This is a genomic window from Geotalea daltonii FRC-32 (assembly GCF_000022265.1).
Classification (GTDB): Bacteria; Desulfobacterota; Desulfuromonadia; order Geobacterales; family Geobacteraceae; genus Geotalea; species Geotalea daltonii.
On sequence record NC_011979.1, the window covers coordinates 2,098,582 to 2,110,000 of the forward strand.

The following is an 11,419-nucleotide window of genomic DNA, read 5'->3' on the forward strand; positions in this document are numbered from 1 at the left end:
CGGTAACGAATACCGCTCAAGGAGAGAGACATGAAAAAATTGATGGCAAGTCAGTTATTGGCGGTGGTGGTTATTTTCGGCGGCGCGACAGCCCACGCGGGAAATGTGGGGGTGGGTCTGAACATCCACCTGGGGGACCGGTACCGGACAGCGAGCGTCAGGGAATATGCCTATGGGGAGCCGGTGCCTACCCCGGTGGTGATCGAGTATCCGGCGGTAGAGCGGATCAGATTCGTCTACCCTGAGCGGTTGGGATTCCAGGTGGCTGTTGGCGTTCCTTACGACCTGTGCCGCGTAGGGAACAGCTATTACCTGTTCCGTGACGGTTACTGGCTGAAGGCGCGCAGCGGTCGTGGACCATGGGTTGCCCAAAGCTTCCGGGATCTCCCATGGGAACTGCGCAGGCAGAGGATTGAGCGCATTCGCTCCTACGGGCAGTGGCGGCAAGGGGACATGGTGGCCTATGGAGAGCGCTCCAGCGACCGGGATGGCGATTGTGACCACCGGGGTCGCCATGACCGTGAAATGGAACAGCGGGAGGAAGGACGGCCGGGGATGGCGCGATGGAGATGAGGTGTCTGCATTGGTGACTCAGGCAGCAATCGGAGCCCGTGAAAACGGGCTCTTTTGTACCTTACTTTCCTTTCAGGTAGCTTGCAAGGAACTCCTGCTTGAACTGGGGGAAACGATCCTCTTCAATGGCTTTGCGAATACCTGCCATCATTTCCAGGTAGAAATGAACATTGTGGATGCTGGCAAGTATTGCCGAGAGCACCTCATTGGCGTTAAACAGGTGGTGGATATAGGCACGGGTGAAGTTACGGCATGCATAGCAGCTGCAGTTGGGATCTATGGGGTAGAAATCCCGTCGGTAGTTCTTGTTGGTGAGGCGGATCTTGCCCCTGTTGGTGAAGAGGGTGGCGCTCCTTGCATAGCGGGTGGGTATGACGCAGTCGAACATGTCCATTCCTCGCTCCACGCTCTCCAGGATGTCTTCGGGGAGACCGACTCCCATCAGGTAGCGAGGTTTGTCCTCCGGCAGAAATGGTGCGGTCATGGCGACCACTTTCTTCAGCAGCTCCAGTCCTTCACCTACTGAGACGCCGCCGATAGCGTAGCCCGGGAAATCCATTCCAACAAGTTCTTTCGCGCACATCTCCCGCAGGTCTTCAAAGACACTCCCCTGCACTATGCCGAACAGCGCCTGGTCCTTTCTCGTCTGGGCTTTTTTACATGCCTCCGCCCATCTAATGGTTTTTTGGGTCGATTGATCAGCATACCGCTTGTCGCACGGGTAGGGAATGCATTCGTCAAAGGCCATGATGATGTCGCTTCCCAGTGCCTCCTGGATGGCAATGGCCTTGGCCGGATCGAGAAAGACTTCTTCTCCTGTTATTTCATGCTTGAAATAGGCCCCATCATCAGTTATACGCTTGTTGGGCAGAGAGAAAACCTGGAAACCGCCGGAATCCGTGAGGATCGGTCCTTCCCAGGCCATGAACCTGTGCAGGCCCCCCGCTTTTTCCACCAGGCTTTCGCCAGGTCTAAGATGAAGATGGTAGGTATTCGACAAAATGATCTGGGCACCGGTTTCCTTGACCTGCTGAGGAGTCATTGCCTTCATTGCGGCATGGGTGCCGACAGGCATGAAGATAGGGGTCTCTATCGTGCCATGGGGGGTTGTCAGTTGACCGCGTCTGGCAGCGGTTTTTGAGTCTTTTTTTATAAGCGTGAACATTGTCATTTATCACTTCCGGGTAACTAATTTAAATACCTAATTGAATTAACAGAATGGCTGCTAAAATGCAACCAGACAACGGGTCGCAGAGAAAAAATAGCTGTTAAAAAGGGATAATTTTGGTTGCTTTTTTATAAAACGACGTTTAGTATACAGTATACATTTCCTAAGTATTATAAATTTTTAATATTTTGTCCGATTAAGTACATTGTCCATTGTTTTTTAATTTATTTAGAAGGAGGTAGGTTATGCTCACCGGCACAGAATGGCGCGCACCCCCTTCGTAGTTCACGTTTCCATTTCTTCCGGCTGCGATTTAAAAACGGATAGAAAGGGATGCCCGGCAATTTAGCAAAAGGGTTCCTCATACCCCTCAGTAACTCTTTTCCAATTCATTCAAAGGGACTAAATTATGGAATTTTTTAAAAACTCTGTGGGAAGAAAGATTTTGATGTCGATTACTGGTCAGTTGCTGATCATTTTTGTAATCGTCCATATGATCGGCAACTCCTCAATTTTTCTGGGTGCCGACGGAATCAACGCATATGCGAAGCATCTTCATGACCTGCCACCCCTGGTCTGGATTTTCAGGCTGGTGATGCTGACCGCTGTGGCTATCCACATCATCTATGGCATTCAGGTTACCCTCGAGAACAACAAGGCCAATGCAAAGGGGTATGCAGTACAGAATCATCTGAAAGCAACTTTCGCTTCAAAGAACATGATCTGGACAGGCATCTTGATTGGCGCATTCGTCATCTATCACTTGCTTCATTTCACTCTTCATATTACCAATCCTGAAATCTCTGCTGGAGTTGCCGCCAACTTTGATGCACTGCAGAGACCTGACGTGTTCAAGATGGTCGTACTCAGCTTCCAGAAGGGCCTTATTGCTCTCATCTATGCTGCTGCAATGGTTATTCTTTTCCTTCATCTCAGCCATGGCATCCAGAGCTTCTTGCAGACAATGGGCTGGAACAATGACAAGACTCGTCCTGTCTTCTCTACTGTCGGCAAGGTTATATCCGGCATTCTGCTGGTAGGATACGTCTCCATTCCATTGGTCATCTTAACCGGATTATTGAAACTTTAGGGGGTTCATAGTGATACTCGACGGAAAATGTCCGCAAGGACCGATTGAAAAAACATGGGACAAGCACCGCTTTGATCTGAAGCTGGTCAATCCCGCCAATAAGAGAAAGTATACGGTTATCATGGTGGGTACCGGTCTGGCCGGTGGCGCTGCTGCTGCATCTTTGGGCGAACTTGGTTACAACGTTATGGCTTTCTGCTACCAGGATAGCCCGCGCCGCGCCCACTCCATCGCGGCTCAAGGCGGAATCAATGCTGCAAAGGCATATCCCAATGACGGCGACTCTATCTACAGACTCTTTTACGACACCATCAAAGGTGGCGACTTCCGTGCCCGTGAGGCTGACGTTTGGCGTCTTGCCCAGGTATCCAATAATATCATCGACCAGTGCGTTGCCCAAGGCGTGCCCTTTGCACGTGATTACGCCGGTTACCTTGACAACCGCTCCTTCGGTGGTGCCCAGGTTTCGCGTACCTTTTACGCCCGAGGCCAGACAGGTCAGCAGCTCCTTCTTGGCGCGTACTCTGCACTTTCCCGCCAGATCAAGGCTGGCACGGTGAAGATGTACAACCGTCGCGAAATGCTTGATCTGGTTGTTGTGGACGGTGTTGCAAAAGGCATTACCTGCCGTAACCTGATTACCGGTGAGTTGGAGTCCTATGCGGCTGATGCCGTATGTCTTGCAACCGGAGGTTACGTCAACGTTTTCTATCTTTCCACCAATGCCATGGGCTGCTCTGTCACGGCAAACTGGAAAGCTTACAAAAAAGGCGCATTCTTCGCCAACCCCTGCTATACCCAGATTCACCCCACCTGCATCCCACAGGCCGGCGATTACCAGTCAAAACTGACCCTCATGTCCGAATCCCTTCGTAACGACGGTCGCTGCTGGGTACCGAAGAAGAAGGAAGACCTGGGCAAGCATCCCAACGAGATAGCAGAAGAGGATCGCGACTACTATCTGGAGCGTAAATACCCGAGCTTCGGTAACCTGGCTCCCCGTGACATCGCTTCCCGTGCTGCAAAAGAGCAATGCGACGACGGCCGCGGCGTCGGCCCCGGTGGCCGCGGTGTGTACCTGGATTTCTCCTCCTCCATCAAACGGGTTGGAGAGAATACCATCAAGGAGCGTTATGGCAACCTCTTTGAAATGTATGAGAAGATCACCGATGAGAATGCCTACAAACGGCCGATGCGTATGTATCCGGCACCCCACTACTCCATGGGCGGTCTCTGGGTAGATTACAACCTGCAGAGCAACATTCCTGGCCTCTTTGTCCTAGGCGAGGCAAACTTCTCCGTCCACGGTGCAAACCGCCTTGGCGCTTCCGCGCTCATGCAGGGTCTGGCTGACGGCTACTTCGTCATCCCTTACACCATCGGTGGCTACCTTGCTACTGTTAAGCCCGGCACGGTCGGCACCGACAACGCCGAGTTCAAAAAATCCATTGAAGACGTGCAGCATAACACCAAAAAGCTTCTTTCAGTCAATGGCAAGAAGACCGTTTCCGAATTCATGCGTGAACTTGGTTCCCTCATGTGGGAAAACTGTGGTATGGCCCGCAGCAAAGAAAGCCTCGAAACAAACCTGAAGAAAATCCCTGCCCTCCGCGAGGAGTTCTGGAAGAATGTCAAGGTTACCGGCTCCGGTGCAGATTTCAATCAGGATCTTGAGAATGCCGGCCGTACCGCCGATTTCCTTGAGTTTGGCGAACTTCTTTGCCGTGACGCCCACCATCGCAACGAGTCCTGCGGTGGCCACTTCCGGACTGAGTTTCAGACTGAGGACGGCGAGGCCCAGCGTGATGACGAGAACTACTGCTATGTCGGGGCCTGGGAATACAAAGGGGACGGCGCGGTTCCGGAACTCCACAAGGAGCCACTCAAGTTCGAGAACGTACATCTTGCGGTAAGGAGTTATAAATAATGAGCGATCACAAAACCATGACTCTGACTCTTAATGTCTGGCGGCAGAAGGGACCTAATGATCCCGGCAAGTTCGAAACCTACACCGCCAAGGGAATAACCGAGCACCACTCCTTTCTGGAAATGATCGATGTGGTCAACGAAGACCTCATCAAATCAGGAAAAGAGCCGATCGTTTTCGATCACGACTGCCGTGAGGGAATCTGTGGTATGTGTTCTCAGGTGGTCAACGGTGTTCCCCATGGCGGCCAGGAAAGAACCACTGTCTGCCAGCTTCATATGCGGAAGTTCAAGGACGGGGATACGATTTTTATCGAGCCGTGGCGTGCCACTGCGTTCCCCATCATCAAAGACCTGGTCGTCGACCGTAGCGCTTATGACACAATCATCCAGGCCGGCGGTTACACCTCCTGCCACACCGGTGGTGTGCCTGACGGTAATGCTGTGCTGGTGCCCAAGCCTGATGCGGATTATGCCATGGACGCAGCCGAATGTATTGGTTGTGGTGCCTGTGCCGCCGCCTGCCCCAACGGTTCGGCAATGCTCTTTACATCAGCCAAGGTGGCCCAGTTGGCTGCTCTTCCTCAAGGAAAAGTTGAGGCCGCTGCCCGTGTCAAGGCAATGGTTGAGACAATGCAGGAATGTGGATTCGGCAACTGCTCCAACCACTATGAGTGTCAGGCAGCCTGCCCCAAAGGGATCGATGTCAAATTCATTGCCAGGCTGAACAGGGAGTACCTGAAGGCTCAGTTTAAGTAAGAACATAATGACAGCTTCACCAATAAAAAAGGGCGGATCTTTTGGATCCGCCCTTTTTGCGTCCGCTGTAATGGGTATCAGGACTTCTGAGGCAGTGTGCTGTGGCAGCGCTGACAGTCCTGTAATGGAAAAGCCACGGTTGTATGGCAGAGGCCGCAGTACTTCCCTTCGTTTATTTCTGCCATGGAATATTTGGTCATTCCTTTTTTGATCCCGGCAAACACCTCTGGATGGCAGACTTCGCAGCCGTTCCAGAAGGTATGTTTTTTGTGGGAAAAGATGATGTCAGGCAGTTCGTTTACCTTTGCTTCCAGGGCAAAATCTTTCTGCACGGCCAGAGGCGCACGTTTTATGGACACTTTGTCCAGAAAATCAATGGGAGTGATATAACCGTCGCTTTCAGCTTTTTCCCAGTTTATGCCATTGCCGAGACGCTCTTTGGGCAGGTTGTCACTGAAGCGAAAGAATCCATCCGCCTTGGCCTCATTTTTTTCCTTCTCATGGCATTTATCGCAATATTGATCATGGACACCAGTTTTTTCCAGCGAGCAGGACCTGAAAATCTTCCGCCCTTCATACTCTCTTTTTCCGTCATGGCATGTGCCGCACATGTAGCCGCGCATATTATCGGCGGCCCTGATATCAGTTGCCCCGCGTTTCATGGAAAAGCCGATATCGGCGTGACAAAGCCTGCAGGTATACTTAGCCCTGTGGACCCAGTGATCGAAAACAGCCGGAGGCATTGCCGGTTTAACGCCGGACAGTGGTAAAACAAGAAGGCTGCCATATTCATATACCTTTGGTCTTTTCTGCTTTACGCCGGTCTGGGCAATGGCAATTCCTCCCAACAGGACTGTGCAGAGTATGGCGGTGAGGAGTTTTTTCATGTGTCCTCCATAATATAAATTGTTGCTAATCATAGTGGAAAGTTCATTATTGTCAAGAAGCATAAGTACTGACGAAAAAAAAGTTGCAAATTTTAGTTTATTTTTGACAATTCTTTTACCACATGGTTGTTATAGAGAGTAAATTTAACCCTCATCGAGACAGGAATGGCTCTGACCTTTACCAAAATTGTTATTACACTTCGGCTGCAAAGAGACATTCGCGGACGATATGCCTTCTTTAATTTGAAGAATGTATTTGAGAGCGTCTTTCGTCAAAATATAAACTGCTGCCAAACAAGTTGCTACGGCTGCCGGAGCGGAGAAGAATGTTGTTATCCTGGTATTTTCTCACAGTCTCTGTCCGCAGACCCATTGGCCTTGAAAAGGTACCAGAAACCTTCTTTGCCCTTTGTCTTCCATATCCCACTCGTGCCTGATCTGCCCAACAAAGGTATGACCGTCGAGATGGCGGTCGTATTGATTGGATCCGCAGCTGAATACTACCAGCACTTCATTCATTGTGTGTCCTCTGTCTACTCGGGTTTTGCTGCTCTGGTAAAAGCGGAATCCGAAGACTACATGGGGAACCGCTATCTGATAATGGGGGAGCTGGGAGAAATGCATCATGACCGCTTATTTCTTTTTTCCGCAGAAGAGTTGCAGAATAACTGCCAACATATTTCAGGTATGATCGAAGTCACCTTCGTTACTCCAGTTATTTTGTTCCGGCAGGGCCATGCCATGCGGGAAATGTCCTTTTCCACTTTCATCCGCGCATTGTTCAGGCGAGTTTCTTCTCTTGCCTATTATTATGGCGGAGTTGAAATGAATTATGATTTCAAATGGCTGGCAGAACAAAGCTACCATGTTGAAACGATAGAATCGGAGTTGGCCTGGACTGAGTGGAAAGTGGCCACGCCGGGGGCGAGGCTGAGCGGCATTATGGGTAGAACTGCTTTTTCCGGAGATATGGATATCTTTTACCCGTTTTTACTGCTTGGCCAGTATTTCAATATTGGGAAAGGGGCATCCTTTGGCCGTGGCAGGTATCTGATGCATGGGATTTGCCGATAAGCCAGCTGGGGGCTTGTTTTGCTTGTAAAACCGCCGGTACTGGGTAAGCTGTTATCTAGTGGTCCGGAACTCCAAATGTAAACAATTTTTACATCAGAATAAAATGCAAGGAGCCGTTCATGGGGTCTTCTGTGTGGAAACCGGTTGTGTTAATGCTGGTATTGGTTGTTTTTTTCAATTTTTTCTACAACCTTGCCAATCAGGGGGCAGAACAGGAATTAAGCGTCTCTTACAGTCGCTTCCGAAACGAGCTGGCTGCGGATAATGTCAATAAGGTAACCATAAAAGGGGTTAACTTGCGGGGCACATTTCGCAACAAGATCAATCTGGTGGAGAATCTTCAGGGGAAAGAGGTGACGCGCCAGGTGTCGGCCTTTAAGACGGTGTTGCCCGCTATGGCCGATCCGACACTGATGCCGGAACTTGCAGAAAAAAAGGTCGATGTAACGGCAGTTTCCACAGAGACTTCTTCATTTGCCAGCGTGTTGATCTATATACTGCCGTGGCTTCTGATCATAGGAATCTGGTGGCTGATGATGAGAGGGGTCAAAGGACAGGGGCCGGGAGCCATGATGGGGGGCTTTGCCAAATCCGGAGCAAGGATGTATGTGAGTGGTGAAAGGATCAATGTCACCTTTGAAGATGTGGCCGGCATGGAAAACAGCAAGCAGGAGCTGAAGGAGATGGTGGACTATCTGAAGAATCCGAAACGTTTCCAGGATATTGGTGGAAAGGTTCCCAAAGGTATACTCCTGGTCGGGCCGCCAGGTACCGGCAAAACGTTGTTGGCACGGGCCGTCGCCGGAGAGGCCGGTGTGGCATTTTTCAGCATTTCTGCTTCTCAGTTCATAGAGATGTTTGTCGGTGTTGGTGCCAGCAGGGTGCGTGACCTCTTCAGCAATGCCAAAAAGGCCGCGCCGAGCATTGTTTTTATCGATGAGCTGGATGCTGTCGGTAGAAGCCGTGGCGCCGGCTTTGGTGGTGGCCATGACGAGAGAGAACAGACCCTCAATCAGCTTCTTTCCGAAATGGACGGTTTTGATCCACATGAGGAAGTTATCGTCATTGCTGCAACCAACCGTCCAGATGTACTTGATCCTGCCCTGCTCAGGCCTGGGCGGTTTGATCGTCACGTGGTGATTGATCGTCCCGATCTGCGTGACCGCGAGCAGATCTTGAAGGTCCATGCAAGAAAGATTCGGCTGGACCCACAGGTGGATCTTTCCATAATTGCCAGAGGAACTCCGGGCATGACTGGGGCCGACTTGGAAAACCTGATTAATGAGGCGGCAATCCAGGCGGCTCGTCAAAATTCCAAGACTGTTTCCATGGATGATCTGGAGAGGGCCTTGGACAAGATATTGATGGGGGGAGAGCGGAAGATCGTAATTTCGGACCACGAAAAGAATATTACCGCCTACCATGAGGCAGGCCATACCCTGGTGGCAAAGCTTCTACCTGGCACGGACCCTGTGCACAAAGTGACGATAATTCCCCATGGCATGGCTCTCGGGCTTACCCAGCAACTGCCGGAGGATGACCGCTATCATTATCCCAAGGCCTATCTCACCAACAGGCTATGCGTGGCTTTGGGGGGGAGGGTGGCCGAGCGGCTGGTTTTCAATGATATTTCAACCGGCGCCCAAAGTGACCTGAAGACGGTGACCCAGCTTGCGGAAAAGATGGTCTGTCAGTGGGGCATGAGCGAAAAGATCGGAGCTGTTATCTATAGCCGGGGAGAGGAACATCCCTTTTTAGGCCGCAAGCTAGCAGAGGAAAAATCTTTTTCCGAACAGATGGCCTGGCTTATTGACCAGGAGATAGCTGCCATAATAAAGGAAGCAGAGTTAAAAGCCGAAGAGTTGGTAACTTCCAACAGAAAAAAACTGGATGCTTTGGCGAGTGCTCTGCTTGAGGCTGAATCACTTGACGGACGTAAGGTGGACGAGATCCTGAATTCTGTTCAATAGATAATTATGTAGCCATGATTCTGGGCTATCCTGGATATTTCCAGCGTGTCCTTGATCTGGTAAATTTCCCCTTCCAGGGTGAAGGTGAACCCGCCTGATTCATTGGGAACTGCGCTTTCCAAAAGAGTTTCAAACAATGCTGTCTTGATGGTTTCCATAACAGATATTCCTTCCTTCCCTGTTTCCCCGCCACAAGTTATATCTCCTGAAACGGAATTGCATTATAGCAGCTTTATGGCATAGTTGACACCAGTCAATTTTGTAGCGGGGTCAGATTATGCAACGAAGAAGAAAAAGCGGCATCCTCCTTCATCCGTCTTCTTTGCCGGGACCAGGCGGTATCGGTTCTCTGGGTGCGGATGCGTACAGATTTGTAGATTTTTTGCAGCAGGCTGGCCAGACAATGTGGCAGATATTGCCCTTGGGACCGACAGCCTATGGGAACTCTCCCTATTCCTGCTATTCTGCATTTGCCGGCAATCCATTGCTCATTTCACTGGAATCAATTATTGATGACGGCGATGTGGATTCCAAGGACCTGAAGCCAAACCTGCCAAGCGGGCGTGTAGATTATAGTCTGGTTCAGCCGTATAAACTTGGTGTCCTGCGTAAAGCTGCGTCTCGCTTTTTTGAAACAGCTGACCAGCGGCGTAAAGATGATTTCTGGTATTTCTGCGACAATACCTTCTGGCTGCATGACCATGCGCTGTTTATGGCGCTCAAGGAGCACTACTCCGGCAAAAGCTGGTGCGACTGGCCGGAAGATATTGCCCTGCGCAAGCCTGAAGCCGTGGCAGAACACTCAGAAAAGCTCGGAACGGCCATCGGTGAACATAAATACATGCAATGGCAGTTTTTCCGGCAATGGCAGCGCCTCAAATCCTATACCAACGACAGGCATATCGAGATCATCGGCGATATGCCCATTTTTGTTGCCTTTGACTCAACCGATGTATGGGCCAATCCTCACCTGTTTCACCTGGACAAAAAGGGAAGACCAACGCTGGTTGCCGGCGTCCCCCCCGATTATTTCAGCAAGACCGGTCAGCTGTGGGGCAATCCCCTTTACAACTGGGAAAGGGTTGCCGAAGAAGGTTTTAGCTGGTGGGTGGCACGGGTGCGAAATGATTTGTCTCTTTACGACCGGGTCAGGATAGATCACTTCCGTGGATTTGAAGCTTACTGGGAGGTGCCGGCGGGAGAAAAAACGGCAAAAAACGGACGTTGGATCAAGGGGCCGGGCGATGCACTCTTTTATGCCCTGGCCAGCCAGTTGGGTCCAGTTCCGCTTATTGCCGAAGACCTGGGGGTCATAACGCCCGAGGTGGAGGCACTCAGGGACAAGTTCGGATTTCCCGGAATGAAAATCCTTCAGTTTGCATTCGGCTCCGGACCATCGAATCCGTATCTGCCCCACAATCACGTGCAGAACTGCGCCGTCTATACCGGAACCCATGACAATGACACGACATCCGGCTGGTTTGCTTTACTTAAGGAAAAAGAAAAACAGGATATACTTTGCTATCTCAATATCGGGGCCGAGAACATCAGCTGGGATTTTGTCAGATCTACCCTGGCATCGGTAGCTGATATGGCCATCTTCCCGCTACAGGACATATTAGGTCTGGACAGCGAAGCGCGCATGAATATTCCCGGTGTAGCGGGAGGCAATTGGTCATGGCGATTTTCTGCGGAGATGCTGGACAATGGCGTGGCCAAACGGCTCAAGGCTTTGACGGAAATGTATGGAAGAGGCAGAAGCAATCTGTAGTATCTCGATAGATGAAAAGGAACGCAAAAAAGAATCTATTCTATAGATTTTTATGGTAAAACTTTTTGATACTATTTCACAAGGGGGAATGAAAATGCCTGAAACAAAATTTAACTTTGATACCCTCACTCTGCATGCCGGGCAGTCGCCTGATTCAGCGACGTTATCCAGGGCGGTTCCCATCTATCAAACGTCCTCATA

11 protein-coding genes (1 of these 11 cut by a window edge) are annotated in these 11,419 nt (G+C 50.6%); 8 read left to right on the forward strand and 3 right to left on the reverse strand.

The features are described 5' to 3' along the window. Positions 1-30 precede the first annotated feature (30 nt). Entirely contained in the window at positions 31-573 is a 543-nt protein-coding gene (locus tag GEOB_RS09350) for a hypothetical protein (protein ID WP_012646966.1), read from the forward strand. Positions 574-634: 61 nt separating this feature from the next. Here GEOB_RS09350 and tgt read toward each other — a convergent pair whose 3' ends face one another. Beyond that, complete coding sequence (gene tgt, locus GEOB_RS09355) at positions 635-1,744, reverse strand: tRNA guanosine(34) transglycosylase Tgt (RefSeq protein WP_012646967.1); 1,110 nt, start codon at positions 1,742-1,744, stop codon at positions 635-637. Positions 1,745-2,150: 406 nt separating this feature from the next. Here tgt and GEOB_RS09360 point away from each other — a divergent pair, with 406 nt between their 5' ends. From GEOB_RS09360 to GEOB_RS09370, 3 genes are read left to right on the forward strand one after another with little or no spacing between them, the layout of a single operon-like run. Beyond that, on the forward strand, positions 2,151-2,831 hold the full coding sequence (locus tag GEOB_RS09360) for a succinate dehydrogenase cytochrome b subunit (RefSeq protein ID WP_012646968.1): 681 nt from the start codon (positions 2,151-2,153) through the stop codon (positions 2,829-2,831). Between the two features lie 10 nt (positions 2,832-2,841). Continuing rightward, the gene (locus GEOB_RS09365; RefSeq protein ID WP_012646969.1) at positions 2,842-4,758 is read left to right on the forward strand and encodes a fumarate reductase/succinate dehydrogenase flavoprotein subunit; all 1,917 of its coding nucleotides are present in this window, start codon (positions 2,842-2,844) and stop codon (positions 4,756-4,758) included. Beyond that, a complete protein-coding gene (locus GEOB_RS09370; protein ID WP_012646970.1) occupies positions 4,758-5,516 on the forward strand; it encodes a succinate dehydrogenase/fumarate reductase iron-sulfur subunit in 759 nt (252 codons plus the stop codon). The genes GEOB_RS09365 and GEOB_RS09370 overlap by 1 nt, the downstream gene beginning before the upstream one ends. Positions 5,517-5,593: 77 nt before the next feature. Here GEOB_RS09370 and GEOB_RS09375 read toward each other — a convergent pair whose 3' ends face one another. Beyond that, positions 5,594-6,403: a c(7)-type cytochrome triheme domain-containing protein gene (locus GEOB_RS09375; protein WP_012646971.1), complete on the reverse strand. Its 810-nt coding sequence runs from the start codon at positions 6,401-6,403 to the stop codon at positions 5,594-5,596. A gap of 165 nt (positions 6,404-6,568) precedes the next feature. Here GEOB_RS09375 and cas6 point away from each other — a divergent pair, with 165 nt between their 5' ends. After that, the gene (gene cas6 / locus GEOB_RS09380) at positions 6,569-7,477 is read left to right on the forward strand and encodes a CRISPR system precrRNA processing endoribonuclease RAMP protein Cas6 (protein ID WP_012646972.1); all 909 of its coding nucleotides are present in this window, start codon (positions 6,569-6,571) and stop codon (positions 7,475-7,477) included. Between the two features lie 119 nt (positions 7,478-7,596). Next, complete coding sequence (gene ftsH, locus GEOB_RS09385) at positions 7,597-9,447, forward strand: ATP-dependent zinc metalloprotease FtsH (RefSeq protein ID WP_012646973.1); 1,851 nt, start codon at positions 7,597-7,599, stop codon at positions 9,445-9,447. Here the strand turns inward: ftsH and GEOB_RS19955 are convergent. Further along, entirely contained in the window at positions 9,441-9,605 is a 165-nt protein-coding gene (locus GEOB_RS19955; RefSeq protein WP_012646974.1) for a hypothetical protein, read from the reverse strand. The genes ftsH and GEOB_RS19955 overlap by 7 nt on opposite strands. Before the next feature lie 119 nt (positions 9,606-9,724). On the opposite strand from GEOB_RS19955, the gene malQ reads away from it, so the two are divergent. Both malQ and GEOB_RS09395 read left to right on the forward strand, forming a co-directional pair. Beyond that, entirely contained in the window at positions 9,725-11,218 is a 1,494-nt protein-coding gene (gene malQ / locus GEOB_RS09390) for a 4-alpha-glucanotransferase (RefSeq protein ID WP_012646975.1), read from the forward strand. 94 nt (positions 11,219-11,312) lie between these two features. After that, a protein-coding gene (locus GEOB_RS09395; RefSeq protein WP_012646976.1) for an O-acetylhomoserine aminocarboxypropyltransferase/cysteine synthase family protein crosses the window boundary here: on the forward strand, positions 11,313-11,419 show its start. The gene runs 1,180 nt beyond the window's last position; only the first 107 of its 1,287 coding nucleotides appear in the window; its start codon is at positions 11,313-11,315; the stop codon falls past the right edge of the window.

What these genes read in the sequence shown, in the direction of transcription:
- GEOB_RS09350 (WP_012646966.1), top strand. Translation starts at nt 31, where the DNA reads ATGAAAAAATTGATGGCAAGTCAGTTATTGGCGGTGGTGGTTATTTTC.
- tgt (WP_012646967.1), bottom strand. Translation starts at nt 1,744, where the DNA reads ATGACAATGTTCACGCTTATAAAAAAAGACTCAAAAACCGCTGCCAGA.
- GEOB_RS09360 (WP_012646968.1), top strand. Translation starts at nt 2,151, where the DNA reads ATGGAATTTTTTAAAAACTCTGTGGGAAGAAAGATTTTGATGTCGATT.
- GEOB_RS09370 (WP_012646970.1), top strand. Translation starts at nt 4,758, where the DNA reads ATGAGCGATCACAAAACCATGACTCTGACTCTTAATGTCTGGCGGCAG.
- GEOB_RS09375 (WP_012646971.1), bottom strand. Translation starts at nt 6,403, where the DNA reads ATGAAAAAACTCCTCACCGCCATACTCTGCACAGTCCTGTTGGGAGGA.
- cas6 (WP_012646972.1), top strand. Translation starts at nt 6,569, where the DNA reads ATGGCTCTGACCTTTACCAAAATTGTTATTACACTTCGGCTGCAAAGA.
- ftsH (WP_012646973.1), top strand. Translation starts at nt 7,597, where the DNA reads ATGGGGTCTTCTGTGTGGAAACCGGTTGTGTTAATGCTGGTATTGGTT.
- GEOB_RS19955 (WP_012646974.1), bottom strand. Translation starts at nt 9,605, where the DNA reads ATGGAAACCATCAAGACAGCATTGTTTGAAACTCTTTTGGAAAGCGCA.
- malQ (WP_012646975.1), top strand. Translation starts at nt 9,725, where the DNA reads ATGCAACGAAGAAGAAAAAGCGGCATCCTCCTTCATCCGTCTTCTTTG.